Origin of the sequence: Castellaniella sp., from assembly GCF_049671645.1 — a bacterium.
Lineage (GTDB): Bacteria > Pseudomonadota > Gammaproteobacteria > Burkholderiales > Burkholderiaceae_B > Castellaniella.
The window spans coordinates 42,708-69,643 of record NZ_JBATVG010000015.1; the positions used below are offsets into that span (position 1 = coordinate 42,708).

Below are 26,936 nucleotides of genomic sequence, written 5' to 3' on the forward strand. Positions count from 1 at the left end.
GCGGGCATCCGGATTCCTTACGATTGTGAACCCTTTTGCGTTTTCAAGTAAGGGCAGGTGGATTCGCTCAGGGGGCCATAGGCGGTTTCGGCCGGGATGACGGCCACGACCTTGTGCAGATCCCAGGGACCCGTGCTCTCGGCGGGGGTCTTGACCTGCAGCAGGGTCAGATCGTTCATCATGCGGCCATCGGCGCGGATGACGCCGTTGTGCACGAAGAAATCGTTCACAGGATGTGATTTGAGCCAGGCCATGACAGTGTCGGCATCATCCGTGCCGGTCTGGCGCACAGCATTCAGATAGGTGGCGGCGGCGGAATAATCGCCGGCCTGGCCGTAGGTGGGCATGCGCCCGATGGTGTCGAAATAGCGGCGCGACCAGGCTTCGGAATCCGGATTCTTGTTCCAGTACCAGGGCACGGTGAAATACATGCCTTGGGTGACGTCCAGCCCCAGGGCGTGAATGTCCAGGAGCGTGGCGGTCAAGCCCACCGGCATCATGGTCCGGGTCAGGCCGAATTCCACGGCTGTTTTCAGGGAATTGACGAAGTCGGCCGTGGCATTGGCCAAGGCCAGCACCTTGGCGCCAGAGCCTTGCGCCTGCAAGAGGAATGATGAGAAATCCGCTGTGCCCAGCGGGGTGCGCACGGACCCCAGCACCTGGCCGCCTGCGGCCTGCACCACGGCGCTGGTGTCGCGCTCCAGTTCGTGACCGAAGGTGTAGTCCGTGGTCAGGAAGAACCACGAAGCGCCGCCGTGCCGGACCACCGCGGCGCCCGTGCCGCGCGCCAGCCCCCGGGTGGAGTAGGTGTATTGGATGGTATAGGGAGTGCACTGGGCATTGGTGAATGCCGATGCCCCTGCGCCCGAGGTGATGAACGGCTTCTTCTTTTCCGCGGCGACCGCGGACATGGCCAGGCTGGCGGCCGAATTGGTCCCGCCGATCAGCAGGTCCAGGTGCTGATTGTCGAACCAGTCCCGCGCCAGGGCCGAGGATACGTCAGCCTTGTTGCGGCTGTCGGCCACCAGCAATTCGATCTTCCTGCCATCGACGACGCCGCCGGCATCGGCGATCGCCATGCGGATGGCATGCGCGCCGCCGGGGCCGTCGCCATCGGCATAGACACCCGACATGTCGGTGATGAAGCCGATGCGGATGACGTCATTGGAAATCGGACCGGCGGCGGCCGATAGGGCGCTCAGGGCCAGCGCCAGGCCGGCCCCGAAGCGGGCGTTGCGGATATTCATGCGAACTCCTTGGAGACGAAGAGCATGATGCCATGGCGGCTGGGCCGGCAAGTCAATATGCCTGCCGGCGTCGGGGTCTGCGCCGGGTTTACCAGGCGCCCCGATGCTCGGGAACGTGGGCGATCAAAGGCAGCGCGGCCAGGACCAGCAGACTCCAGGTGCCATAGATCCAGGCCTGGCTGCGGCCAGGATCGGTGGATGAGGACAGCACCATGGTCACGACCGAGATGAAGGTGATGGTGCCGATCTGGATCGCCAGGGTGCGCAAGGCAGCCAGCGTCGAAGCGGATTGCGGGGCCAGCTGCAGACCGGCATTGCGGCTGGCCGGATTGACCGTGCCGGTGCCCATGCCCAGCAGAAAGGCGGTGGCCGCCAGCCAGGCGAACGGCGGCACGCCCGGGGTGGGCGGCAGCGCCAGCAGGACCATGCCCAGGGCGATCAGCACGCCGCCGACGTACAGCGGCCGGCGGTAGCCGGTACGCCGGATGGTCAGGGTGCAGGCCAGCGACAGCAGGATGGCGGCAATGCCCTGGAACGCCAGCAGCGTACCTGAACCCAGCGCTCCCAGGCCGTAACGGTTGGTGGCGTACAGGGGGATCAGCGCCACCGCGCCGATCGTGATGCCGCCAAACAGCATGTTGATCAGATTGACGATGCCGAAGCCGGGCCCGTGGATCAGGCGCGGCGCGATGAATGGCTGGCTGCTGCGGTGGATGTGGCGGAAGAACAGGCAGCCCGCCGCCAGCGCCACCCCGGCGGGCAGCAGGATCCGGGGGGACGCGAAGGGCAGGTCCTTTTCCCCCAGGAAGCTGGTGGCCAGCATGCCGGCCAGCAGGCAGATGCCCAGGTAACCCAGGCCCAGGTAGTCCATCCCCGTCCCGGGTTTTCGCGCTTTGGGGGTATCGGGCGGGATGTAGCGCAGCGCCATCCACAGGATGGCCAGGCCGATGGGGACATTGACGAAGAAGACGCCGCGCCAGTTCCAGTAGGTGACGAACAGGCCGCCGAAGATCGGGCCGATCATGGCCCCGATGGGGAAGATGCTGCCGAACAGGCTGACGGCCCGGTCGCGGCTGTCTCCGAAATAATCCACGACGATGCCGGTGGCCGAGGGCGTGATGCCGGCGCCGCCCGCCGCCTGCAAGGCGCGCAGCACGATCAGCATGGCGATGCTGTCGGCGAGCCCGCATAGCAGCGAGGCCAGGGTGAAGATTGCGACGGAAGCCAGGAACACGCGGCGCCGGCCGATGCGCTCGCTGAGTTTGCCGCTGACCGGCAGCATCAGGACGAAGCCGAAGGCAAACGCCGTGATGGTCCAGCCCGCCCAGTTGATCGAAGTGTCCAGGCCGCGCTGCAGGTCATGCAGCACCGTGGCCACGATGGTGGAATCCACGGACATCATCAGCAAGGCCAGGGCAATGGTCGTAAAGGCGGGAATGCGGCGAATGGCGAGCTGATTTGGGGAAGGCATGCCGCAGTCTACTGCTTTTGCAGGCCTTGCAAGCCCTGCAGCAGGTTCTGCAGGCTGGTGGGCTGCGCGGGCAGGGTGAATTCGCTTGGGGCGGGTTCCTGTCCGGAAATCGATTGCACGACGAAGTCCTGTCCCAGACGCAGGATGCCGCGCCGGTTGGCGGGCAGCGCCCCGGTCAGCTGCTGCGTCTTGGCCTGGCCCAGCAGCATCTGCATGCTGGCCAGATAGCTGGAGGTCATGTCCACGACGCGGCGGTCGTCGGTCAGCACGGCGTCGGTGGGGTGGGATCTGCCCTGGGTGTCCGTCACGGTCAGGCGGTAGACGTGTCCGGTGATGCCGGCCACGGTTTCCGTCCTGCCGGTATCCTGCACCTGATCGACGCGATCGGGCAGGTACTGGTTGGGGCGGGATTGGGCCAGCGCCCCCAGCCCCTGGAGCAGGCCGCCGACCTCCATGACCACCGGCGTCGGCCCCCGCATGGAAACGGAATAGGCCTTGCCGTCGCGCACGATCAGGTAATCGGGCTTTTGCTCCTGGCTCAGGCGCACGGCGCCGCCGGTCTGCCACGCCAGTTGCGTGGTCTGCCCGCCCGCCCGCACCTGAGCTGTGCCGCCCGCCTGGGCAGCCAGGGGCAGCAGGGCCGCCAGCAGGATGGTAACGCGGGTCAGGGGGCGAAGCAGAAACGGGGCGCGCATGGGATTCTCCTGGGTGAAAGAGGCCCTTCAGCCGCCGCGCTCTGTTGCCGGGAAGGCCAAAGGCCGCGACTATTGTCCGGCAAGCCGCGCCGGGCGGCTGTATGGAAGGGTAACGCGGGATCCGCGCGGGCGGGAATGGCGGCGGCGCCCGCGCTCAGCGTTGCGCCCGGATTCCCAGGCTGCGTTCGACCAGCCAGGCGCAGCCCAGCAGCGTCACGTTGATCGCCAGGTACAGCAGGCCTGCGATGATGAAGGTTTCCACGATCAGGTAGCTCTGGCTCATCAGGCGGCGGGCGAAGCCGGTCAGCTCCATGACGGCGATGGTGGATGCCAGGCTGGTGCCCTTGATGGCCAGGACCAGTTCGTTGCTGTAGGCGGGAAAGGCCTGGCGGATGGCCAGCGGGAAGCGGATGCGGCGGAACACCTGCAGCCGGGTCATGCCGCAGGACAGCGCCGCGTCGATCTGCCCCGCGGGCACGGATTGCAGCCCGCCCCGGATGGCTTCGCTCATGTAGGCGCCGCTGTTCAGACTGATGGCCAGGATGGCGCAGCGGGCGCCATCCGAAAACAGCCACCACAAGACGGGTTGGTTGCGCACGAATTCCAGGGTGCCGATGCCGTAATACAGCAGGAACAGCTGGATCAGCAAAGGCGTGCCGCGAAACGCGGTGCTGTACAGAAAGGACAGGCCGGCGACGGCGCGGTGTTCGGATGTCCTCATCAGGGCGGCCGCCAGGCCCAGCAGCGAGGCGCACAGAATCGCGAACAGACCGATGCGCAGGGTGATCCAGAACCCTTCGATCAGCACCGGCATGGCTTTTTCAAAGAGTTCGATCATCGGGCCGCCCCCTGCATGCCGCGTCCGAAGCGGCGCTCGGCCCAGACGAACAGGGCCTGGCTGCAGACGCCGATCAGGAAATACAGGATGCCGGCCATCAGGTAGAGCGTCAGCGGCGCCCGGGTGGCGGCCGAGCCCAGCACGGCCGCGCGCATCAATTCCACGAGACCGACCAGTGAAATCAGCGCCGTGTCCTTCAGGGCGTTCTGCCAGACGTTGTTGGCGCCCGGCAGGGCGTACCAGAAGAGTTGCGGCAAGGTGATGCGACGCAAAATCCGGCGCCGGCTCATGCCGATGGCGCGCGCGGCTTCGATCTGGCCCGGATCGATGGCCTTGAAGGCGCCGCGGAAGACCTCGACGCTGTACGAGCCCGAAATCAGGCCGATGGCCACGATGCCCACCAGCACGGGGAAGATACGGCTCATCAGGTCGTCCCATTCCAGCCAGTCGGCCAGGTCGGCGGCCGGCTGGACCGTGCCGAAGAACAGGAGATAGATGATCAGCAGTTCGGGGACGCTGCGCACCAGCAACGTGTACAGGCTGATCAGCCCGCGCGCCAGCCAGTTGCCGTTGGATTTCAAGGCCGCGCCCGCGATGCCGATCGCCATGCCCAGCGCAATGCCGCACAGACTGATGAACACCGTCATGCCGGCGCCGCGCAATAGCAGGGTGCCCCAGCCGGCGCTCAGGATGTCGTGCAGGGATGCGTTCATGGAATCAGCGGACCCGGTGCGTTGCCCGGAGGACAGGGGGGAATCGGGATCGAGACGAATCAGCCTTGGGCGCCCGCCTGCTGTGGATCAGGCGGAGCACGGCCAAGGCTGGTCTCAGAGCCGGATTTTACTTGCAGGCGGCGTAGTTGGACAGATCCACGCCAAACCACTTCTGGCTGGACTTCTTGACGGTGCCGTCCTGGATCAGTTCGCACAACGCCTTGTCGACCTTGGCCTTGAGCTGCGTGTTCTTCTTGTTGATCCCCGCGCCGATGCCCAGGCCCAGGATGTCGGGGTCGGCGCTGCTCTTCACCACATAGTCGGCCATGGCGAATTTGCCCTTGCCCGCGGTGTCCAGGAACTGGCTTTGCGGCGTGACTTCGGAGAACGTGGCATCCAGGCGGCCTGCCGACAGGTCCATTTGCATCTGGTCCTGGGTTTCGTAGGTCTTCAGCTTCATGTCCGGCGCGTACTTCTGCAGGAATGCGCCCTGGGTGGTGCCGCTTTGCACGCCGACGGTCTTGCCGGCCAGACCCTGCAGCAGGGCTTTCTGGTCGGCCGCCTTCAGCAGCGGGCTGCCCGCGGGCAGCACGAAGGAGGAATCTTCAGTGGCGTAGGGGATGCTGAAGGAAATGACCTTGGCGCGTTCAGCGGTGACCGACATGCCCGAAATGACCAGGTCGAAGCGTTCGGCTTCCAGCGCCGGGATCAGGCTGTCGAAGGCCTGCACGACGAAGCGGCATTTCATGTCGAGTTTCTGGCACAGGGCGTGGCCGACGTCGGCATCGAAACCGGTTACCTTGCCTTGGGCGTCCACCATGCTCCAGGGCGGGTAGCCGCCTTCGGTGCCGATCTTCAGCGTGGCTGCCGAGGCGGCAGTGGCCAGGCCCGCAAGGCCCAGTGCGGCGCACAGCACCGCCTGTCGTGCAATGGATGTCACCATGGACGGGATCCTTTATGTTGAGGGTCGGGAAAGAAGCAATAGTAGTACATCATGGCGCGGTTCAGCCAATCTGCATGGAGGCTTCCGGATAGCGAACCCTGCTGTAGCGTTGGGTGCCCAGGCTGTAGACCAGGGTCAACGGGCCCAGGCGGCCGATGAACATCAGCAGCATCAGCAGGGCCTGGCTGGGCAGGCTCAGGGTGCGCGTCAGATCGGGGCTCAGTCCCGTGGTGCTGAAGGCCGCCATCACTTCCATCGCGATGGCGATGAAAGGCTGGGATTCGAAGAGGCTGATCAGAAACACGCCCACGCACACCAGCAGACCCGACACCATCAACAGCGCCAGCGCCTTGTGGATGGTTTCCGGCGCGATCGTGCGATGCATCAGCACGACCTCCTTGCGCTGCAGGACGTAGGTGCGCACGACGGCCAGCAAGATGATGAAGGTGCCCAGCTTGATGCCGCTGGCCGTGGACAAGGACCCGCCGCCAATGAACATCAGGGCCATCAGCAGCAGGCGGGAACTGTCGCGCAGTTGGTCCACGTCCATGCTGGCGAAGCCGGCCGTGCGGGCGCCGACCACCTGGGTCCAGGCCGCCAGGCCCTGGCTGGGCAGGGACAGGTGCGCCAGGGTGGCCGGGTTGCGGGATTCGATCAGCCAGAACAGGGCCAGCGCCGCCAGGTTCAGGATCAGCGTGCCGATCAGCATCAGGCGGGTGTAGTACGCCAGCGTCTGCCAGGCCCGTTTGTGATAGATGTCGGCCAGGACGCCGAAGCCCAGGCCGCCCAGGATGATGCAGCCCGTCATGACGAAGGTGGTCACGGGATCGTTGGTAAAACCGGCAAGGCTATCGGGGAACAGCGAGATGCCGGCATTGTTGAACGCCGAAACCGCATGGAAACCGGCCATCAGAAAGGCATGTTCCAGGGAATCGTTGCGCCACCACCAGAGGGTCAGGATCAGAATGGCCGCCCCCTCGATGGCCAGAGAGAATTTCAGGACGGTCAGCGCGGTCTGGCGGATGCGCGTGACGCTGGTCTGGTTGAAGGCTTCCAGGGCCAGAGCCTGGTATTTCAGGCTGAGCCGCTTGCCCAGGGTCAGCGAGGCGATGATCGCGAAGGTGACGAAGCCGATGCCGCCCACCTGGACCAGACCCAGCACGATGGCCTGTCCCAGGACGCTCAGGTCCCGCGCGGGGTCGATCACCATCAGTCCGGTGACCGTGACCGAGGAGGCCGCCGTGAACAGGGCTTCGAACAGGCTGAGAGGGCGCTGCTGGGCGGCGGGCAGCAGCAGGAGCAGCGTCCCCAGCAGGATCAGGAACAGAAAGCTGCCGGCCAGGACGGCGGGCGGGCTGGCCTGCAGCTGCCCCGTGTGCCGGGCACGGCGGTAGGCGCGCAAGGGGTGGACGGTCAGCCTGGCCATGGCGTGTCGCTAACGCAATTTCGGCGCAGCCATCTTCAGCTGCTGCAAGGGGCCGAACAGGATCAGCGTGTCCTTGGCCCGCAACACGAATTGCGCCGGCGGATGGGGAGTCGCCGCGCCTTTGCGCTTGACCAGAAGGGCCTGGATCAGCCCCGGAGGCTCGGTGGTCAGGGCGTCTCCCAGCGTGCGGCCATCGAGCTGATCGCTGGCTTCGATTTCAACGACGAAATCCCCATTGCCCAGGGCGATGTAGTCATTGACCATCGGGTAGCTGAGCACCTGCGCGATGCGGATGCCCATTTCTTCTTCGGGATGGATGACCCGGCTGACGCCCAGCTTGGTCAGGATCAGGTGATGGGCGCGGGACGAGGCCTTGACCCATAGTTCCCCCACCCCCATGGATTTCAGATGCACTGTGCAGACCAGGCTGGCCTGCAGGTCCTCGCCGATGGCGACCAGCACCACGTCGTATTCGTCCAGCCCCAGCTCCGCCAGGGCATTGCGGTCGGTGACGTCGGCAATGGCGGCGCGTGTCAATTGCTCGGCGTGCTGGTCGACGACGCGGTTGTCAGCATCCACGCCCAGCACGGAATGGCCCAGGCGCATCAGTTCCAGCGAAGTGGCGGAGCCGAAGCGCCCCAGCCCGATGACGGCAAATTGTCCCATGTGCTGGGCGACTCCTCCGATAGTCAGACGGTGAAAAATCTGGTAAAAACCCTGATGGATTTTCAAAGATTTTTGGTGTCTGGATTGTGCGTTGCAGCAAACTGTGTCGCAGTTCCGGCGTTCCCTGTTTTGATCGCATGATATGACAAGTTTGCTTGATCCGCTGCAGTTGGGCGATGTGTTGCTGCGCAACCGCATCGTCATGGCGCCATCCGCAGGCATCCGGCCTGCGCAGGGGCGCGTGCCCAGCGATGCATTGCGGGCGTACTACGCCCAGCGGGCGGCGGCGGGGCTGATCGTCACCGAAGCAGCATCGGTATCCCCATTGGGGGTCGGCTATCCCGATATGCCGGGCATCTGGAATTCAGCCCAGGTCCAGGGCTGGCGGCGTGTGACCGAGGCCGTGCATGCCCGGGGCGGGCGCATTTTCCTGCGCCTCTGGCATGCGGGCCGGGTGTCCGACCCTGAATTCCTGTCCGGCGAGATGCCGGTGGCACCCAGCGCCATTCCTTGCCGAAAGGCGGGCGCCAGCAGCCTGATCGATGCCGCAGGCTATGTGGTGCCGCGCAGCCTGCATCCCGATGAGATCCGCCGCATCGTGGCCGACTTCGACCAGGCCGCACGCTATGCGCGGCAGGCGGAATTCGACGGGGTGGAAATCCATGCGGGCGACGGCTACCTGATCGATCAGTTTTTGCATGACGGGTCGAATTGTCGGCAGGACGAATACGGTGGTTCGGTCGGCAATCGCAGCCGGTTCCTGCTGGACGTCATCGATACCTGTATCGGCGTCTGGAGCGCCGGGCGTGTCGGCGTGCATCTGTCGCCCCGGGGCGACCGGCACGACATGCGGGATTCCGATCCGGTGTCGCTGTACCGCCACGTGGCTCGCGAGCTGGGCAAACGGCGCCTGGCTTTCATCTGCGTGCGCGAATACCCGGGAGCCGACGCCCTGACGCCGGTGATCCGCCAGGCCTTCAGCGGGGCCTTGATCCTGAACGAGGGGTACGACCTGGGGCTGGCTCAGCAGGCCGTCGAAACGCACGAAGGCGATGCGGTGGCCTTCGGCCGGGCGTTCGTGTCGAACCCCGATCTGGTGCAGCGCCTGGCCGATGGAATCGCGCTGCGGCCTTGCGCCGAGGCCGCGTCCACAGTCTGATCGGCGCGCTTTGATTGCGGGGCACGGCGACTTGCCGCCCCCGCAGCGCATCATCCGGCCAGCCGGGCCTTGACCTGCGCGGATATGGCGGCCATGTCGGCGCGTCCCGCCAGCGTGGTTTTCAGTTGCCCCATGATGGCCCCCATGGCAGCGCCTCCGTGCAGCCCTTTGGCTTGGGCCTGCGAAAGGGCGGCTTCAATGGCGGCGGCAATTTCTTCCGGGCTGGCTCCCTGGGGCAGGAATTCCTTCAAGATATCCATCTCGGCGCGTTCCTGATCGGCGCTCTCGGTGCGGCCTGCGGACTCGAAGGCCGCAATCGACTCGCGGCGTTGCTTGGCCTGTTTCTCGATGATGGCGATGATCATGGCATCGTCGGGCTGGATGCGTTCATCCACTTCTTTCTGCTTGATTGCCGCCTGCAGCAGGCGCAGCGTTCCCAGGCGCAGGCTGTCGTGCGCCCGCATGGCGGATTTGACGGCGTCGGCAATCTGACTGGCAAGGCCTGTACTCATGGAAAATGTCCTGTAAAGAGGGAAAAACCGTATTTTAGGCGCAGCGTGGGGGGGATCTAAGCGCAGGGCCGCCAGTCGTGCCGCTCGGTGGGCTGCCCGGCCGCATCGTAGGTCTGTTCGCTGAACAGCGCCGCGCCATCCGCGCGGAGGGCAATCAGGGTGGAACACCGCGTGCCGTAGTCCGGGCTGACGATGAACGGACTGCTCAGCAGCTGCTCGTGAGCCGAAGGTAGGCCGGTATCGGGCAGTTCCGCCGCCGGCGCCGGCGTGGTGTCGTGCAACAGATCGAAAACCTGCTCGGGCGCTTGCGCCCAGCGGTCGGGGGGCAGGGCGTCGAGCGCTTCACGCAGGCGCCTGGCCTTGGGCCAGGGGGTGTCCAGCAGATGGTTGGACAGCACGTAGCGGCCGGGCGGCAGAAGGCGGGGGCGGCCCGAAGGATCGCGGTTGCCCAGGTACCAGACCTGCCGCGCATCGCCCGCGATCAGGTTGAAGCCGGCCCATTCTTCCGCGCGGGCCGCGACCGCCTGACTATAATCGGCGGCGGAGGCTGGGCCCAGCAGGTAGTCGCGCACCAGCGCGCCGCGCGAAGGCGCATGGGGCGGTGCCGGGCGGCCCGGTTCCCGGTAGTTGGTCAGCAGGGCGAAGCGCCCGCCGGCCGCCCAGCCCAGCCAGGTGCCGCCCGCGCTCAGGTCCTGGCCCGCGATGACGTCCGGGCGTCCGGGCCAGGGGCCGGCCGCCCGGGCGGGGCGGGCGTGGAATTCGTCCCGGTTGGCGGCGATCAGAACGGGCCAGTCCGGATGGCCCAGCGATAGGTAGGCGATGCACATGACGCACAATATACTCGTCCGGCTGCTGATTCTGGGGATGGCGGCGGCGTGGCCCGGTTTGGCGCCGGCGGCGGATCGGGCCTGGACGCGTGACCAGGTCAGCCAGGGGCTGCAGGCGGTGGGCCGGGCTGTGGTCGTGCCGTTCCAGCCCGGGAAAATAGATGCGCCGTTGCCGGCTGGGGCGCGGATCACACGGGTCTATGCCGCCCGCAGCTACGAGAGCCCCGCCCAGGTCGTCACGGACCTGTGCTGGGGGTCGCCGCAGGGGCCTTGCGTGCCGCTGAACGGTTCTCATGTGAATACGCGCGCTTTTGACGGCTTGCCGGCGCAGGGCCCGCTGCTGTTGGTGCATCGCGTCGTGAATTGGGGGCCGGCGGCCGGCCCGCCGCTGTTCGTGCGCGGGACGGTCACGGTCTGGTATGCAGTGGGGCAGCCTTAGCCTGGATATCCGGATACCTCGGGTTATACTGCTAGGCTTACTTACTTTGAAGGCTTGCGCCCGGATATGGGGCGCAGCTGCCGGCAGACCGGTTTTGACACGGGGCATCATGGAAAAAAACAGCTATAGTTACGAGGAATTGCTGGCGTGCGGGCGCGGGGAACTCTTTGGACCCGGCAACGCCCAGTTGCCGCTGCCGCCCATGTTGATGTGTGATCGCATCGTGCATATCGACGACCACGGCGGCCCCCACGGCAAAGGCGAAATCATCGCTGAACTCGACATCCGTCCCGATCTCTGGTTTTTCGGTTGCCATTTCCAGGGGGACCCGGTCATGCCGGGTTGCCTGGGGCTGGACGCCATGTGGCAGCTGGTGGGTTTCTTCCTCGGCTGCTGCGGCGGCCAGGGACGCGGCCGCGCCCTGGGTGTGGGCGAAGTCAAATTCACCGGCCAGGTCCTGCCGACGGCGCACAAGGTGCGCTATCACATCGACATGAAACGCGTCATGATGCGCAAGCTCGTCATGGGTATTGCCGACGCGCGCATGGAAGTCGACGGCCACGAAATCTATGTGGCCCATGATCTGCGGGTGGGACTCTTCACCCGCACGGACAATTTCTAGGAGGCCCGATTATGCGTCGTGTGGTCGTCACCGGCATGGGCATCGTATCCAGCCTGGGCAACAACCAGTCCGAAGTCCTCGAGAGCCTGCGCGCGGGCCGTTCGGGCATCACGTATCAACCCGAATACGCCGAGCAGGGACTGCGTTCTCATGTGGCGGGCTCGGTGCGCCTGGATGCGCTCGACAAGATCGATCGCAAGCTCAGCCGCTTCATGGCCGACGGCCATGCCTATGCCTGGCTGGCCATGCAGGAAGCCATCCAGGACGCCGGCCTGACCCCTGAACAGGTGTCCAACCCTCGCACCGGCCTGATCGTCGGCGCGGGCGGGGCGTCGCATTCCGCCATCAACGACGGCATCCGGACGCTGCATGAAAAAGGCGTACGCCGCGTAGGGCCCTACATGGTCACCAAGGCCATGGCCAGCGGCGTGTCGGCTTGCCTGGCGACGGGCGCCCAGATCAAGGGTGTGAATTATTCGATCAGTTCGGCGTGCTCCACCAGCGCGCATTGCATCGGCAATGCCGTGGAACAGATCCAGCTGGGCAAGCAGGACATCGTGTTTGCCGGCGGCGCGGAAGAAGAACACTGGTCGCTGTCATTCATGTTCGATGCCATGGGGGCCTTGTCCACGCGCTATAACGACACGCCCGAACGCGCGTCGCGCACCTACGACGCCGACCGCGATGGTTTCGTGATCTCGGGCGGCGGCGGTATCGTGGTGGTCGAGGAATACGAACACGCCAAATCCCGTGGCGCCACGATCCTGGCTGAAATCGTCGGCTATGGCGCGACGTCCGATGGCTACGACATGGTGGCGCCGTCCGGCGAGGGCGCCGAACGCTGCATGCGCCAGGCCCTGGCGGGCGTTCAGGGCAAGGTCGATTACATCAACACCCACGGCACCAGCACGCCGGTGGGCGATGTCAAAGAACTCGAAGCCATTCGCGCCGTGTTCGGCGACGATCAGCCCTGGATCGCCTCGACCAAATCGCTGTCCGGCCATGCGCTGGGGGCGGCCGGCGTGAATGAAGCCGTCTACACCCTGCTGATGATGAAGCACGGCTTTGTGGCGGCCTCCGCGAATATCGACACCTTGGATCCCGCCGCGCAAGGCATGAACATCCTGCGCGAGACCGTTGCCCAGGCCGACATCCAGACGGCGCTGTCCAACAGCTTCGGCTTTGGCGGCACCAACGCTACCTTGGTGTTTTCACGCGCTGGGCTGTAGCGCCGCTACGCTGTTCTTTTCGCGGGGGGCTGTGCCTTCCGCGCAAAAAAGGCCTGTGATGATGCTATCACAGGCCTTTTTTGCGCGTTTGGCGAGCCTTATCCGGCGGACGCCGTGTTGGGCGAGGGGTCGCTGGTGACTGCGTGGGCCTGCACCAGGGCGTTGCGCCCGGCGCACCAGCCGGCCAGGGCGGTTGCCAGCCCCAGGGCTCCGATCAGCCCGGTGGCCGCCCGGAAGCTGCCTGTCCAGGCAAACAGGATCCCGATCAATAAGGGCCCGCTGGCCGCCAGGACATAACCCGTGGTCTGCGCCATGCTGGACAGGTGGGCGGCGACGTGCGCATCGCGCGAGCGCAGCACGATCAGCATCAGGGCCAGGGCGAACAAGCCTCCCTGGCCGATTCCCTGGACCACGGCCAGAGGCCAGATTGCCCATGACGGCCCGAGCACCATGCCGATCAGGGCCAGCGTGGCGATAGCCGTCAGCCAGACTGCCAGGCCGCGCTGGTCGCGGCCGCGCGCGGCCAGCAACGGCGCCAGCAGGCAGGACACCACCTGCAGCAGAATCGATACCGACGTGATCAGGCCGGCCTCGGTGCCGCTCAGGCCCCGATCACGCAACATGGGCGCCATCCAGCCCAGCACGCAATAAGCCAGGGCGGACTGCAGGCCCATGAATAGCGTCACGGCCCAGGCTAGGCGATCGCGGCGCAGGCCCTGCACAGGAAGGATGTGAGGCCTGCCCGCCTGACGGGCGCCGGCTTTCCAGGCGACGGGCGTCCAGGCCAGCAGCGCCAGCAGGGCGGGAATGGCCCAGACGGCCAAGCCGCCAGCCCAGCGTCCGGGCAGCAGGTGGGCCAGCGGCAGCGTGCTGGCCGCCGCCAGGGCGGCCCCGCCCACCAGGCTCATGGTGTAAAGGCCGGTCATCAGGGCGGCGCGATCGGAAAAATCCCGCTTGACCAGGCTGGGCAGCAGCACATTGCCCAGGGCGATGCCCGCCCCGCCCAAGGCCGTTCCCAGAAACAGGCCCGTCGTGTCCAGCACGCCGCGCAGGGCGGTGCCGATCGTGATCAGCAGCAGCACCAGCAGCAGTGTGCGCTCCACCCCGATGCGCTGGGCGCAGCGCGGCGCCAACGGGGCGAAGAGGCCCATGCAGAGCACGGGCAGCGTGGTCAGGTAGCCCGCGGCAGCGGCCGACAACCCGAGACCCAGCTGGATGTCGGGCAACAGCACGGCCGTGCTGGGAAATAGCGGACGCAGATTGGCGGCCAGCAACAGCAGGCTGGCGGCCACCAGCCAGCGCCCCGGGGAGGCTGCGTTGCCGGGACTCATGCGGGTCGGCGCCGCATATCGGGCAGGAAGAAAGCGGCGATGCCCAGCAGGGGCAGGAAAGCGCACAAGTGATAGACGAATGCGATGCTGGTGGCATCGGCCAGTCTGCCCAGCACGGCGGCGCCGATGCCCGCCATGCCGAAGGCCAGGCCGAAGAACAGGCCCGAGACGGTTCCGGTCTTGCCCGGCATGAGTTCCTGGGCGTAGACGACGATGGCCGGGAAGGCGGATGCGATCATGACCCCGGCGCAGAACACCAGGATCAGCGTCCATTGCAGGTTGACATAGGGCAGGGCCAGGGAAAAGGGCGCCGTGCCCAGGATGGAGCCCCAGATCACGCGCTTTCTGCCGATGCGATCGCCCACCGGGCCGCCCACCAGCGTGCCGGTGGCCACGCCCACCAGGAAGATGAACAGGGAATACTGCGCCTGCTGGATGCCCAGGCCGAAGCGGTCTATCAGGAAGAAGGTGAAATAGCTGTTGAGGCCGGCCAGATAGAAATACTTGCTGAAGATCAGCAGCATCAGGACAATCAGCGCCGCGCGCACCTGCCGGTCCGAAAGACCGTTGTCGGTCTTGCCCAGGGACTTGCGCCCCCGGTTGCTGGTCAGATTGGCGGCATACCAGCGGCTGACGCCCAGCAGGATGCAGATGCCCAGCAGGGCGGCCAGAGAGACCCAGGCCACGCTGCCCTGGCCGTGAGGCACGATCAGCAACGCAGCCAGCAACGGTCCGATGGACGAGCCGATATTGCCGCCAACCTGGAAGATCGATTGGGCCAGGCCGTGATGCCCGGCCGATGCCATGCGGGCCACGCGCGAGGATTCCGGATGGAAGACCGAGGAACCCGCACCCACCAGCGTGGCCGCCAGGACCACCAGCGGGAAGCTCCAGGCCTGCGACAGCAACAACAAGCCGCAGCAGGTGAAGCCCATGCCGATCGGCAGGGAATACGGCAGCGGGCGCCGATCCGTGAAGCGCCCGATCAGGGGTTGCAGCAGGGAAGAGGAGAACTGGAAGGCCAGCGTGATGACGCCGACCTGCGCGAAACTGAGGTCGAAGCGCCCCTGCAGCACCGGATAGATGGCCAGCAGCACTGACTGCATCATGTCGTTGAGCAGATGGGTCAGGCTGATGGCGCCCAGAACCGGAAAGGCAACCCCCGGTTGGGCTGCCGGGGGTTCGGGGCGAATCAGGGGCGCGGAGGCGGGAGCAAGCGTGTTTTTCATGAAAGGGTCCGAGCGACCGGGCGAGGGCGCACCTGCCTGATTGTACGCCCGGAGAGCGTTGCCGCGAGGATGCCTGCGTAGGGCCGGCGCGCGCGGCATGGAAGGCGCACACGCGATGCAGCGGCTGGCCGGCGCGGCCCGCCATTGTAGAATCACGGTGACTGCCGCTGGCATCGATCATGGGTTTCAATATGCATATTCCCGATGGATATCTGAGTCCGCTGACGTGTGTCGTGGGCTACGCGGCGGTCATACCGTTCTGGTGGCTGGCGCTCAGGAAGGTACAGCGACGCCTGACGACGCGCCTGGTGCCGACCATGGCGGTCTTCACCGCTTTTTCCTTTGTCGTCATGATGTTCAATCTGCCGATTCCGGGCGGCACGACGGCGCATGCGATCGGCATCGGCATCGCAACCATCGTGCTCGGGCCGTGGGCGGCCATGCTGGCGGTTTCCATGGCGCTGCTGATCCAGGCGCTGTTTTTCGGAGATGGCGGCATCACCACGTTTGCCTTCAACAGCCTCAACATGGCCGTGATCGGCGCGGGTGTCGCCTGGGCCGCCTACCGGTTGGGCACGCGCGGCGCGGCTTCGAATGCGCGCCGTGTCGCCGCCGCCGCAGTCGCGGGCTATCTGGCCATCAATGCCGCCGGCCTTGCAACCGCTGTCGAACTGGGTCTGCAGCCCTTGCTGTTCCACACCGCCGACGGCACGCCGTTGTATGCGCCATATCCGCTGCATGTGGCCATCCCCGCGATGGCCATCGCCCATCTGACGCTGGCCGGCGTCGCGGAACTGGTGGCCACGGCCGGCATCCTGGCATGGCTGCAGAAATCCAATCCGGAATGGCTGGAACTTGGCCTGCGGGCGCCTCGGGCGCCGCGCCGCGTCACGGTGCGTCGGTTGTGGCTTGGCCTTGCCGTCATGATGATCCTGACCCCGCTCGGTTTATTGGCGACGGCGACCGCCTGGGGCGAATGGGCCCCCGGGGATTTCGCGACGGAGCATGCCCTGATCACGGCGCAGTCGCTGAACCATGCGGCCCCGACGGTCGCCCCGGCCGGCATGGCGCGGCTGGCCTCGGTGTGGACTTCGCCGATACCGGATTACGCACCCGCCTTCATGCGCAGCGAGATGTTCGGTTATATGCTGTCGGCCGTTGTCGGCACCGGCCTGATCGTTCTTGTGTGGCTGCTGCTGGCGGCCCTGCTGGGGCGGCAACGCCGGCCCGCTCGTGATTAATGCCGGTCGCGGCGGCGGCACGCGGTATCGGCGCGGCCGGCTGGAGCAGCTCGCCGCAGGCCTGCTGGCCGCGATGGACCATGCCCGGCGCGCGGATCGGACGACGGCGCGCCGCGGCTTGCTGCAGGCGCTCGATGCGCGCATCAAGCTGCTGACACTGACCCTCATCATGCTGGCAGCGCTCGTCGCGCATCGTCTGCTGCCGATCTATGCGCTGCTGGGCCTGACGGTGCTGCTTGCCATCGCCTCGCGCGTGAGCGTGCCGCGGACGCTGTTGCGCGTCTGGCTCGGCGTCTGCCTGTTCACCGGTTTCATCGTCCTGCCCGCTCTGGTGCTGGTGCCCGGCGAGCCGCTCTGGACCCTGCCGGTCGGGCACCTGACCGTCACCCGGCAGGGGGTCTCGAATGCCCTGTTCGTGATGGGGCGAGCGCTCACCGCCAGCAGCTGCATGAGCCTGCTGGTGCTGACCACGCCCTGGCCGCTGATTCTGAAAGCGCTGCGCAGCTTTCGCGTGCCCGCCGTGGCCGTGATGATGCTGGGCATGGCCTACCGCTATCTGTTTCTCTTGTTGCAGAGCGCCCAGGAACTCTTCGTGGCGCGTCGCAGCCGTCAACTGGCGCCGCTGGACAGGCGCCAGGCGCGGCATTCGGCGATCATGACCATGGCGGTGCTCTTTGACCGCAGCGCGCGGCTCAGCAACGAAGTCTACCTGGCCATGCTGGCGCGCGGCTACCGTGGCGAGGATCGCATACTGACGGATTTCCGCACCCGGCCGCTCGACTGGTGGGCTCTGCTGACCGGCATCGCCATCGTTGCGGCCGCTTTCTACTGGGGACGCTGAATGCCTGCTGCGGATCTCTTTTCCCTGACTGACGTGCATTATGCGTATCGTGGCGTGACCGCGCTGGATGGCATCAGCCTGACCATCCCGGAAGGCCGTCGCAGCGTGCTGCTGGGCGCCAACGGCTCGGGCAAGTCGACGTTGCTGCGCGTGCTGGCCGCGCTGTATTTTGCCGAGCGCGGCGAAGCGAGGGCGTTTGGCCAGCCGCTGACGGAGGCGGCGTTTGCCGACGATGCGCAGGCCCTGGCCTTCCGGCGCCGGGTCGGCCTGGTCTTCCAGAATCCGGAAGTGCAGCTGTTCAATCCCACGGTATTCGATGAACTGGCATTCGGGCCGCTGCAGCTGGGCTGGGAAAAGCAGCGGGTGCGCGATGCCGTGGCGCAGACCCTGCAGGTCATGGAACTCGAACCCTTGCGCGACCGCTCGCCGCATCATCTGTCGGGCGGCGAGAAAAAACGTGTCGCGCTGGCATCCGTGCTCATTACCGATCCGGACGTATTGCTGCTGGACGAACCGTTGGGCGGGCTCGATCCGAAAAGCCAGAGCCAGATCATCGACCTGCTGGTCGGTTGGCGCGGCGGCGGCAAGACCGTGATCACCGCCACGCATGAACTGGGCCTCATCACCGACATCGCCGATGAGGCCTATGTGCTGCATCAAGGCACGCTCCTGGCCCGCGCCGCGCCAGCGGACGTCCTGGCCGACATGCCGCTGCTGACGCTTGCCCGGCTCGTGCATGCGCATCGTCACATCCACGCCGACGGCAGCGTGCACGCGCATCCGCACATCCACGGGCGCGAACATCCGCACCCGCTTTCGTCCGACGGGGACCGGGCCGGCTGAGCCATGCGCTTCGATTCCGCTGTATAACATGAAGAATCGCTCTGAATGGGCCGGGTGCCGGTGCGCACACAAAGGAGAAAAGCGTGTTTCTGAGTCGACATGAACAGGAAAAGCTGATGATCTACATGGCCGGCAAACTGGCGCTGGAACGCAAGGAACGCGGCTTGAAGCTCAATCTGCCCGAAGCGACCGCATTCATCACGGCCTACCTGCTGGAAGGCGCGCGCGCCGGGCAGAGCGTGGCCGACCTGATGGAGGCCGGACGCCACGTGCTCTCGCGCGACGACGTCATGGAAGGCGTGCCGGAAATGCTGGCGCAGGTGCAGGTCGAGGCGACCTTTCCCGATGGCACCAAGCTGGTCACTGTGACGGAGCCCCTGCAATGAGCACCGATGACGACCCCAAGCGCGACGAACCCAAGAGCGGCGGAACCGGGAGCGACGATCCGATCGGCGAAAACCCGTTCGAGAATCCGGATCTGGGCCCCGGCGGCGACCGCCACCCCGCGCAGCACCAGACCGACGACCCGGGCAAGGATTACCCGATGCCCGATCCGGACGCGGAGAGCCATCCTTCGTCCGGCGTGAGCGGCCCGTCGGTGCCGCGCCAGCCCGGCACCGGCATGCGCCAACCCTTGCGGCGCGAAAGCGAAGATCCGCTCACGCGGCACGATCCGCTCATCCCGGGCGAAATCCTGTACGGTCCGGAAGACCTCCAGATCAACGCCGGCAGGGCGGTGACGACGATGCGCGTGGTCAATACCGGCGATCGACCCATCCAGGTCGGTTCGCATTTTCATTTCGCGGAAGTCAATGCCGCGCTTGAATTCAACCGCAAGGCTGCCTGGGGCAAGCACTTGAATATTCTGTCCGGCGGCTCCGTCCGGTTCGAGCCCGGGGCCGACATCGAGGTGGAATTGGTGCCCATCACGGGCGAACGCATCGTCCGCGGCTTGCGCGGCCTGTGCAAGGGGAAGCTGGATGCCTAAAATCTCACGCGCGGAATACGTTGCTTCCTATGGCCCCACCACGGGCGATCGCATCCGGCTGGCCGACACCAACCTGGTCATCGAGGTGGAAAAAGATCTCACTTTCGGCGGCGACGAAATCGTCTTCGGCGGGGGCAAGGCAGCGCGCGAATCGATGGGCCAATCGCACCGGCCGCGTTCGGCCGGCACGCCGGACCTGGTCATCACCGGCGCCATCATCCTCGATCATTGGGGCATCATCAAGGCCGACATCGGTGTGCGCGACGGCAAGTTCGTCGCCATCGGCAAGGCAGGCAATCCGGAAACCATGGATGGCGTGCATCCGGACCTCGTGATCGGCCCGTCGACGGAAATCATGTCCGGCAACGGCCTCATCATGACGCCCGGCGCCATCGATTCCCACGTGCATTTCGTCGGGCCGGATATGTTCGAAACCGCGCTCCAGACCGGCATCACCACCGTCATCGGCGGCGGTTCGGGGCCGTCGGAAGGCTCCAAGGCCACGTTGGCCACGCCGGGCGCCTGGTGGCTTGCGCGCATGCTCGAAGGCATGGAACCCTGGCCGGTCAATGTGCTCTTCCTGGGACGCGGCAATTCCATGAACAAGGAATCTCTCTGGGAGCAGTTGCGCGCCGGCGCCGGCGGCTTCAAGGTGCATGAAGACTGGGGGGCGACCCCGGCCGTCATCGACATGGCGCTGACGGTAGCCGAGGAATCCGGCACGCAGGTAGCCATCCACTCGGATACGCTGAATGAGGCGGGCTTCGTGGAAGATCTGCTGAAAGCCGTCAGGGGCCGCTGTTTCCACGCCTACCACACAGAAGGCGCCGGAGGCGGCCACGCGCCCGACATCATCAAGATTGCCGGCGAATCCTACGTGCTGCCGGCCTCGACCAACCCGACCCGGCCTTTCACCCGCAATACCGTGGACGAGCACCTGGACATGGTGATGGTGGCGCATCACCTGAATCCGCGGGTGCCCAACGACCTGGCCTTCGCGGAAAGCCGCATCCGGGCCGGCACCATCGCGGCCGAGGACGTGCTGCAGGATATGGGCGCGCTGTCGATCATGTCTTCCGATGCCCGCGCCATGGGCCGCATCGGCGAAGTCGTCATGCGCACCTGGCAGACCGCGCATCGCATGAAGGAAATCCGGGGCAGCCTGCCCGGCGACGATGACCGCGCCGACAACCACCGCGCCCGCCGCTACGTCGCCAAATATTCGATCTGCCCGGCGGTCACGCACGGCATCGACCGGTACGTGGGCTCCATCGCCGTCGGCAAAATGGCCGATTTCGTGCTCTGGCAGCCGTCGCTGTTCGGGGTCCGCCCCGCCGCCGTATTCAAGGGCGGCATGGCGGCCATGGCCGCGCTGGGGGATCCGAACGCGTCCATCCCGACGCCGCAGCCGGTGCTGGAGCGGCTCGGGTTCAACTATGCCTCGCGCGCCACGGCATCGACCGCGGTGGCTTTCGTCGCGCAGGCGGCCATCGACGACGGCTTGCAGGACAGACTCGACATCAAGCGCCGCCTGGTGCCGATCGACAACTGCCGTGGCCGGCGCAAACAGGATCTGCCGGAAAACACGGCGTTGCCGAAAATCGAGGTGGATCCCGATACCTACGCCGTGCGCGTGGACGGCGAACTCATCGACCACGGGCCCACCAGTACCGTGCCGATGGGGCAGCGCTACTTCCTGTTCTAGGGGCGGCGGCATGAGTGCGATCGGCAGCCACGAATACATTGCGACGCAGGCGCTGCCGGCGTTGCTGCAGCTTGTCGATGGCCGCTTTCCCACTGGCGCCCATTCCCATTCGGGCGGCTTCGAAGCAGCGGCGAAGTACCAGGGCGTGGACGACATTTCTTCGCTGGAACGTTTTCTCGAAGGCCGATTGCACTCGGTCGGCTGGGTCTCGGCCTGTTTCGCCGCGACTGCCTGCGCGCACTTCGGGCGGCACTTGCAGGCTCGCGCGGCATGGCCGCGGCCGGATTCTCCAGCATTCGTCCAGCCCTTGGACGATGAATTTTCGGCGCGCACGCCATCGCCGACGCTGCGGACCGTCTCGCGGCGTCTGGGTCGCCAGTTGTTGCGCGTCGGGGCGGAAGTCTGGCCCGACCCGCTGCTGGCCGGACTGGGCCGCCTGGCGCAGGGGCTGCATCAGCCGCTGGCGCTGGGCGCGATCGCGGCGGTCACGCATCAGCAGCCGGTCCATGCCGCGCTCATCTCGTTGACCGAAAACCTGAATGGTCCGGCGATCGCCGCCGTGCGGCTGTTGGGCCTGGACGTCTTTCAGGTCAATGCGGTCATCGCGCGTCTCGGTTGCGACGTGGTGATGCCATTGGCGCACGAGGCCGCGCGTTGCGATCCTGCCGATTTTGCCGCGCTACCCTCGGCTGCGGGGTATTTGCTTGATATTGAAGCCGAGTTTCATGCCACTTGGACCTCTCGATTGTTTGCCAGCTGATTTTCAGCTCAAGGAGAATCTCATGAACGAACATGTCCACGATCACGATCATGCCCACGGGCATGCCCATGACCACGCGCATGGCCATCCGCACGAACATGCGCATCATCACAACGACCGTGAGCACGCCTACTGGCTCGAAAGCAGCCAGGAGGGCGCCAACACCATCGTCGCCAATCCCTCGCATATCCACTACGACGAACATGCGCCGCTGGGCATGGGCGCCGGCGCGCTGCGCATCGGCATTGCCGGTCCCGTGGGGGCCGGCAAGACGGCGACCGTGGCGGCCCTGGCCAGGGCGCTCGGGCGAGAGCTGGAACTGGCGGTCATCACCAACGACATCTACACCACCGAGGATGCCGATTTTCTGCTCAGGAACGGCGTGGTGAGCAAGGACCGCATCATCGCGGTCGAGACCGGAGGCTGCCCGCACACGGCGATACGCGATGATATTTCAAGCAATCTGGAAGCTGTCGAGACGCTGGAAGCGAAATTCCCCAAGCTCGACCTCATCCTGATCGAGAGCGGCGGCGACAACCTGACGGCCACCTTCAGCCGCGGCCTGGTGCATCAGCAGATCTTCCTCATCGATGTGGCCGGCGGCGACAAAGTGCCGCGCAAAGGCGGCCCGGGCACGGCCACTTCGGATCTTCTGGTGATCAACAAGACGGATCTTGCGCCCCACGTGGGCGCCGACCTGGCCGTCATGGAACGCGATGCCCGCGCCAAGCGCGGGGATCTGCCATTCATCTTCACTTCCCTGCGGGAACAGACCGGTATCGATCCCCTGGTCAACTGGGTGCGCGACAAAGTCGTGGCGCATCGGCGCACGGCAAGCCACGCCGCCTGATGCAGTCGCATGCATGGGTCAGCGTCCGCGCGCGGACGCTGACCGACGGCACACGCCGCAGCTTCATCGAAAAACTTCATTCCCATCAAGCCCTGGTGATGCGCGCTACCACCGAGACGGCGCCGGCGTGGGCATCGCCCTGGGGACTCCAGGGCGCCGTCGCCGCGCGCCTGGTGGCCGGAGCCGCCGGCCCGGTGGGGGGGGACGGCTGGCGCTGGGATATCGACGTCGGCTCCGATGCCGCTTTCCTGTTGGGCGCGGCCGGCGGCACGCTGGTGCTGCCCGGACCGCGCGGCGAAACGTCGAGCAGCGTCGTGAACGTGCGCGTGGCCGGCGGCGGCACGCTGATCTGGGAACCCGGGGTGCAGATCGCGGCCGCGGGCTGCCGGCACCAGGGCTTCATTCATGTGATGCTGGAGCAGGGCGCGCGCTTGTATCTGCGGGACGATGTCGTGCTGGGGCGCCACGCGGAGGAGCCGGGCGACTACCGTCAGCGCCTGCGCATCACTGTCGCGGGCCGGGCGATTTACGACCAGACCCTGGCCGTGGGCGATGCCGCGCCGGGCTGGGCAAGCGGCGCCGTCATGGGCGGCTATCGCACGCTGGGCTCGCTCGTGGTCATCGACCCGGAACAGACCCTCATCCGCCGGGGCGGTGCAGCCGTCAGTGACGCCATCCCCCACACGGCCGTGATGCCGCTTGACGAGCTCGGCATCGTGATCAGCAGCGTGGACCACACGCTGGTCGATCTGTTGCGCAAGCTCGACCGCGCTTTCGCCCACTGCCGCGAACCTCGGCCATCTGCGGCGGCCTCCATCAGACCCTACCTGGTGCCCGATCCGGCCAGGACCCGTCGGACGCCGGGCGCTCAGCTTATTTAAAGCTTGAATCGTCATAATGTTGGGTTCCCCTGATTTTCAGCAGAATCCCACCGTTTGATGTCCGAACCATCCCCCCTCACACCCGATCCCGTCACGCCCCGGCTTCAGGAGCAGAGCCAGTCCGGCGGGTTGCCGCTGGCGCCTGATCTGGCTCCCAGCCTGGCCCAGGCGCGGATGCCGCGCGACGTGACGCGCATGGATTGGCGCTTGCTGCGCATGATCGCGGTGTCGATCGGCCTGGGTTTCATCGCGGCGCTGGTGGCATGGGGCCTGATGAAACTGATCGGCTTGATCACGAATCTCAGTTTCTACGGCACATGGTCCACGGCCTTTTCCTCTCCGGCGGGCGCCGTCCCGCATCTGGGGGCCTGGGTGATCCTCGTGCCGGTCGCCGGCGGCCTGGTCGCCGGCATCATGGCGCGCTGGGGGTCCAAGGCGATCCGGGGTCATGGCATTCCGGAAGCCATGGAGCAGGTTCTGTTGAATGAATCCCGGATTCCGTCCCGCATCACCTGGCTCAAGCCACTGTCTTCCGCCGTCGTGATCGGGACCGGCGGACCGTTCGGCGCCGAAGGCCCCATCATCGCCACGGGGGGCGCCCTGGGCTCGTTAATCGGCCAGTTGATGAAAGTCACGGCCAGCGAACGCAAGGTGCTGTTGGCGGCAGGCGCGGCGGCGGGCATGGCGGCGGTGTTCGCGGCGCCGATTTCCGCAGTGGCTCTGGCGGTCGAGCTGCTGCTGTTCGAATTGCGAGGCCGCTCCCTGATCCCCGTGGCGCTGGCCTGTGTCACGGCCACCGGCATGCGGGACCTGCTGATGGGCTCCACCCCGGTCTTTTTGATGGATACGGTGACGACCCCGGGCGGGGGCGCGTTGACGGCCTATGTCCTGATGGGCGCCTTGATCGGGATCGTCAGCGTGGCCGTGACGCATCTGGTGTATGCCATCGAGGATGGCTTCGAGCGCCTGCCGATCCACTGGATGTGGTGGCCCGCGCTGGGGGCCGTGGTGGTGGGCCTGGTGGGTTGGGTCGCGCCGCTGACGCTGGGGGTCGGCTATACCAATATCGAAGATATCCTCAACGGCCACCTGGCCATGGGGGCGCTGGCCTGGCTGTGCCTGATGAAGTTCATTTCCTGGTCGATCTGTCTGGGCAGCGGCACGTCGGGCGGCACCCTGGCGCCTTTGTTCACCATCGGCGGGTCTCTGGGGGCGATGTTCGGTCTGGCGCTGGCGCATACCATGCCCTGGCTGGGCGTGGACCCGCGCATCGCCGCTCTGATCGGCATGGCGGCGCTGTTCGCGGGGGCGTCGCGCGCGTTGTTGACGACCGTGATCTTCGCGCTCGAAACCACGGGCCAGCCCGCCGGCCTGCTGCCGCTGCTGGGCGCCTGCACGGCCGCCTACCTGATTTCCGCCCTGATGATGCGCAATACCATCATGACGGAAAAGATCGCCCGCCGGGGCGTGCGGGTGCCGTCCGAATACAAGGCGGATTATCTGGAACAGATTCTGGTGGGGGCCGCCTGTACGCGGGACATGGTCACTTTGCGGGCCGATCAGACCATCGGCGAGATCCGGCGCTGGATCGCCCTGGGCGGCATCGAGGCCCAGCATCAGGGCTATCCTGTGCTGGATGCGCGAGGCCGGCCGCTTGGGGTTCTGACCCGGCGGGCCTTTTTCGATGCCCAGTGGTCGGATCAGGCGCGGCTGGGGGATCTGATCGTGCGCCCGCCCATCGTGATTTCCCCGGCCCACACCCTGCGGCAGGCCGCGGACCACATGGCGATCGAGAACGTGGGCCGGCTTCTGGTAGTGGCCCCCGCCGACCCGTCCCGGCTGTTGGGCATGCTGACCCGCGGCGACGTGATCGCCGCGCATACGCGCCGCATCCGGGAAAACGGCCGCCTGCGCCGCCAGATCAGCCTGCGCACCTGGCGGCACATGCGGGCGCGTCGACGCCGCGTCTCCAAGTAACGCCTTATTCGATATTCTGCGCCTGAATGGAGAGTAAAAAATAAAAATCCATTAAAATCAATAAATTATAAATAATTTATCACTTTATTTCTGTCATTGCCCACCGATATGCCCACCGTTTGGCTTCGATGTGTGTCAGTGACTAGCCAGTAGCGCCAACTGAACAGCATTGAACGCGCTCAGAGTCAACTTCTGAGTATAGGTGAGGAACGGCCATGGCTGCTTGTCACTTCAATGAGATGTCCCATTGGCTAGTCTCTTAGGGGCATCCTTGGACAAGCCCTCGTGCCGCATGCGTCAGGAGATTCGGGCGGCCTGTGGCGTTGATCGTTCTCGCGATAGTTACAGCTATCGGTGCGGGCTTGCCCTTGCGTTCCATCCCGAGCGACAGCGCCCACATTCTGCCTGGTTTGCTCGAAGGCTCATTAGGGAGACTCGGTTGAGTCCTTGCTGTGAGCTTGGAAAATTAATTGCTCAATCACACCGGTTTTGGTTCTTCCTTGTGCTCTTGCCAGTTCATCAAGTTGAAGCCGGGCTTCGTCAGATAAAGAAATATTAGTTTGCTTCTTTCCTTGGCGGTTTGCATAGGTCTGTTGAGCTTTGTACTTTTTCTTGATTTGATTTAGGTGATGAAGCTTTGCATCTGGCTGAAGGTTAGTACCGTCAAGAAATACCAAGACATCCATCAACTTGGAAAACTCTAGGGTGCTTCTGCACAGCTCCTCATGGTTTTCTTGATACCACTGCCAAGCAAGCTGGCATTTTTGCTTTTCTTTTCCAGGATCGGCATACCAACTGAATTTTTTATCTTCACGCTGATGCTGAACCCACCTCTTTCTCAAAATATCCAACATCTCTGCCTTACGCGGCAAGCTCTCGTCCCATTTATCAAATAATAAGATTAGTGTTTCCTTTGGCGTTATGCTTTCAGGGTAAAGCAGTGGAACATTAGGGACTTGGTGGCCAAAAAGCCGTATCAACCAATTCGGCTGGCGGCCTTTTTTCTCAACCCAATCAAATCCGGATTCTGGTATAAAAATAGGGCGTTTTAAATCGATCAAGAAGCCAGCGCCCTTAAGGCTATCTATTGCCTGTTTTATATCGTGTCGTATGTTCGACATATGGAAATCGGATGACCGCAGAGTGGTCCCGGGATGGTAAAAAGCCATTGCCCAAAGCCATATCGCCGTGCGGTTATCTACACCCCAATCTGGAAAAACAAAATCCAAACTATCGGATTTTTTTAGGTCTTTAAATTCCATAGTTTCGAAGCTACAAGTAGAAAGCTATCCAAATGTCAATGTGTGAAATTAGGTAAAATCTGATTTGGTTCTTAGAAGACCAAAGAAAAAATCACTCATTAGAATATCATAAAAATAGGAACTATGCTCAAATATATATGAATTTATATAAGAACTATGTATGATATATAAAATAACTATACAGAAACTATATAGGAACTATATGAAATTATTATGAATATTTCTGCGAATTTCATACAAA

The 26,936-nt window shown here is 64.9% G+C and carries 27 protein-coding genes; 14 read left to right on the forward strand and 13 right to left on the reverse strand.

Annotated features, from left to right (window positions below; genetic code table 11):
* Nucleotides 1-17: 17 nt before the first annotated feature.
* The 8 genes from WBG56_RS06510 to WBG56_RS06545 all read right to left on the reverse strand — a co-directional run bounded on the left by WBG56_RS06510 (nt 18) and on the right by WBG56_RS06545 (nt 7,999).
* The gene (locus WBG56_RS06510) at nt 18-1,247 is read right to left on the reverse strand and encodes an ABC transporter substrate-binding protein (protein WP_424266455.1); all 1,230 of its coding nucleotides are present in this window, start codon (nt 1,245-1,247) and stop codon (nt 18-20) included.
* Nucleotides 1,248-1,335: 88 nt separating this feature from the next.
* Nucleotides 1,336-2,718, reverse strand: coding sequence for an MFS transporter (locus WBG56_RS06515; RefSeq protein ID WP_424266457.1), 1,383 nt, complete (start codon nt 2,716-2,718; stop codon nt 1,336-1,338).
* Nucleotides 2,719-2,726: 8 nt separating this feature from the next.
* Nucleotides 2,727-3,413: a hypothetical protein gene (locus tag WBG56_RS06520; protein WP_424266459.1), complete on the reverse strand. Its 687-nt coding sequence runs from the start codon at nt 3,411-3,413 to the stop codon at nt 2,727-2,729.
* 154 nt (nt 3,414-3,567) lie between these two features.
* Nucleotides 3,568-4,251 (reverse strand): ABC transporter permease, encoded by a 684-nt coding sequence (locus tag WBG56_RS06525; protein ID WP_424266461.1) that lies wholly within the window; start codon nt 4,249-4,251, stop codon nt 3,568-3,570.
* Nucleotides 4,248-4,964 carry an ABC transporter permease gene (locus tag WBG56_RS06530; RefSeq protein ID WP_424266463.1) on the reverse strand — a complete coding sequence of 239 codons (717 nt, stop codon included), beginning with the start codon at nt 4,962-4,964 and terminating at the stop codon, nt 4,248-4,250. The genes WBG56_RS06525 and WBG56_RS06530 overlap by 4 nt, the downstream gene beginning before the upstream one ends.
* Before the next feature lie 127 nt (nt 4,965-5,091).
* Nucleotides 5,092-5,907: a transporter substrate-binding domain-containing protein gene (locus WBG56_RS06535; RefSeq protein ID WP_424266465.1), complete on the reverse strand. Its 816-nt coding sequence runs from the start codon at nt 5,905-5,907 to the stop codon at nt 5,092-5,094.
* Between the two features lie 61 nt (nt 5,908-5,968).
* Nucleotides 5,969-7,333, reverse strand: a complete 1,365-nt coding sequence (locus WBG56_RS06540; protein WP_424266467.1) for a TrkH family potassium uptake protein — start codon at nt 7,331-7,333, stop codon at nt 5,969-5,971.
* A 9-nt stretch (nt 7,334-7,342) separates the two neighbouring features.
* Nucleotides 7,343-7,999 (reverse strand): potassium channel family protein, encoded by a 657-nt coding sequence (locus tag WBG56_RS06545; RefSeq protein WP_424266469.1) that lies wholly within the window; start codon nt 7,997-7,999, stop codon nt 7,343-7,345.
* Nucleotides 8,000-8,141: 142 nt separating this feature from the next.
* On the opposite strand from WBG56_RS06545, the gene WBG56_RS06550 reads away from it, so the two are divergent.
* Nucleotides 8,142-9,158 (forward strand): alkene reductase, encoded by a 1,017-nt coding sequence (locus WBG56_RS06550; RefSeq protein ID WP_424266471.1) that lies wholly within the window; start codon nt 8,142-8,144, stop codon nt 9,156-9,158.
* Nucleotides 9,159-9,208: 50 nt separating this feature from the next.
* On the opposite strand, the gene WBG56_RS06555 is transcribed toward WBG56_RS06550, so the two are convergent.
* Nucleotides 9,209-9,670, reverse strand: a complete 462-nt coding sequence (locus WBG56_RS06555) for a GatB/YqeY domain-containing protein (protein ID WP_424266473.1) — start codon at nt 9,668-9,670, stop codon at nt 9,209-9,211.
* 56 nt (nt 9,671-9,726) lie between these two features.
* Entirely contained in the window at nt 9,727-10,497 is a 771-nt protein-coding gene (locus WBG56_RS06560; protein WP_424266475.1) for an NRDE family protein, read from the reverse strand.
* On the opposite strand from WBG56_RS06560, the gene WBG56_RS06565 reads away from it, so the two are divergent.
* The 3 genes from WBG56_RS06565 to fabB all read left to right on the forward strand — a co-directional run bounded on the left by WBG56_RS06565 (nt 10,496) and on the right by fabB (nt 12,787).
* Nucleotides 10,496-10,936 (forward strand): hypothetical protein, encoded by a 441-nt coding sequence (locus WBG56_RS06565; RefSeq protein WP_424266477.1) that lies wholly within the window; start codon nt 10,496-10,498, stop codon nt 10,934-10,936. The genes WBG56_RS06560 and WBG56_RS06565 overlap by 2 nt on opposite strands.
* Before the next feature lie 109 nt (nt 10,937-11,045).
* Entirely contained in the window at nt 11,046-11,558 is a 513-nt protein-coding gene (fabA, locus tag WBG56_RS06570; protein WP_424266479.1) for a 3-hydroxyacyl-[acyl-carrier-protein] dehydratase FabA, read from the forward strand.
* 11 nt (nt 11,559-11,569) lie between these two features.
* On the forward strand, nt 11,570-12,787 hold the full coding sequence (gene fabB, locus WBG56_RS06575) for a beta-ketoacyl-ACP synthase I (RefSeq protein WP_424266481.1): 1,218 nt from the start codon (nt 11,570-11,572) through the stop codon (nt 12,785-12,787).
* A gap of 98 nt (nt 12,788-12,885) precedes the next feature.
* Here the strand turns inward: fabB and WBG56_RS06580 are convergent, their stop codons facing one another.
* Both WBG56_RS06580 and WBG56_RS06585 read right to left on the reverse strand, forming a co-directional pair.
* Complete coding sequence (locus WBG56_RS06580; RefSeq protein WP_424266483.1) at nt 12,886-14,118, reverse strand: CynX/NimT family MFS transporter; 1,233 nt, start codon at nt 14,116-14,118, stop codon at nt 12,886-12,888.
* On the reverse strand, nt 14,115-15,347 hold the full coding sequence (locus WBG56_RS06585) for an MFS transporter (RefSeq protein WP_424266485.1): 1,233 nt from the start codon (nt 15,345-15,347) through the stop codon (nt 14,115-14,117). The genes WBG56_RS06580 and WBG56_RS06585 overlap by 4 nt, the downstream gene beginning before the upstream one ends.
* A gap of 191 nt (nt 15,348-15,538) precedes the next feature.
* Here WBG56_RS06585 and cbiM point away from each other — a divergent pair, with 191 nt between their 5' ends.
* The 10 genes from cbiM (at nt 15,539) to WBG56_RS06635 (ending at nt 25,433) form a co-directional block, all read left to right on the forward strand.
* Nucleotides 15,539-16,588, forward strand: a complete 1,050-nt coding sequence (gene cbiM, locus WBG56_RS06590; protein WP_424266487.1) for a cobalt transporter CbiM — start codon at nt 15,539-15,541, stop codon at nt 16,586-16,588.
* A complete protein-coding gene (cbiQ, locus tag WBG56_RS06595) occupies nt 16,581-17,429 on the forward strand; it encodes a cobalt ECF transporter T component CbiQ (RefSeq protein WP_424266489.1) in 849 nt (282 codons plus the stop codon). The genes cbiM and cbiQ overlap by 8 nt, the downstream gene beginning before the upstream one ends.
* Nucleotides 17,430-18,272: an energy-coupling factor ABC transporter ATP-binding protein gene (locus WBG56_RS06600; RefSeq protein ID WP_424266491.1), complete on the forward strand. Its 843-nt coding sequence runs from the start codon at nt 17,430-17,432 to the stop codon at nt 18,270-18,272.
* Between the two features lie 83 nt (nt 18,273-18,355).
* On the forward strand, nt 18,356-18,658 hold the full coding sequence (gene ureA / locus WBG56_RS06605; protein ID WP_424266493.1) for an urease subunit gamma: 303 nt from the start codon (nt 18,356-18,358) through the stop codon (nt 18,656-18,658).
* A gap of 236 nt (nt 18,659-18,894) precedes the next feature.
* Nucleotides 18,895-19,260: an urease subunit beta gene (locus WBG56_RS06610; protein ID WP_424266828.1), complete on the forward strand. Its 366-nt coding sequence runs from the start codon at nt 18,895-18,897 to the stop codon at nt 19,258-19,260.
* Nucleotides 19,253-20,965, forward strand: a complete 1,713-nt coding sequence (locus tag WBG56_RS06615) for an urease subunit alpha (RefSeq protein WP_424266495.1) — start codon at nt 19,253-19,255, stop codon at nt 20,963-20,965. Before WBG56_RS06610 ends, WBG56_RS06615 begins: the two co-directional genes overlap by 8 nt.
* 10 nt (nt 20,966-20,975) lie before the next feature.
* On the forward strand, nt 20,976-21,725 hold the full coding sequence (locus tag WBG56_RS06620; RefSeq protein ID WP_424266497.1) for an urease accessory protein UreF: 750 nt from the start codon (nt 20,976-20,978) through the stop codon (nt 21,723-21,725).
* 22 nt (nt 21,726-21,747) lie between these two features.
* Complete coding sequence (gene ureG / locus WBG56_RS06625) at nt 21,748-22,575, forward strand: urease accessory protein UreG (RefSeq protein ID WP_424266499.1); 828 nt, start codon at nt 21,748-21,750, stop codon at nt 22,573-22,575.
* Complete coding sequence (locus tag WBG56_RS06630) at nt 22,575-23,456, forward strand: urease accessory protein UreD (RefSeq protein WP_424266501.1); 882 nt, start codon at nt 22,575-22,577, stop codon at nt 23,454-23,456. The genes ureG and WBG56_RS06630 overlap by 1 nt, the downstream gene beginning before the upstream one ends.
* A gap of 57 nt (nt 23,457-23,513) precedes the next feature.
* Entirely contained in the window at nt 23,514-25,433 is a 1,920-nt protein-coding gene (locus tag WBG56_RS06635) for a chloride channel protein (protein WP_424266503.1), read from the forward strand.
* A 425-nt stretch (nt 25,434-25,858) separates the two neighbouring features.
* On the opposite strand, the gene WBG56_RS06640 is transcribed toward WBG56_RS06635, so the two are convergent.
* Nucleotides 25,859-26,695, reverse strand: a complete 837-nt coding sequence (locus WBG56_RS06640) for a CopG family transcriptional regulator (RefSeq protein ID WP_424266505.1) — start codon at nt 26,693-26,695, stop codon at nt 25,859-25,861.
* Nucleotides 26,696-26,936 lie beyond the last annotated feature (241 nt).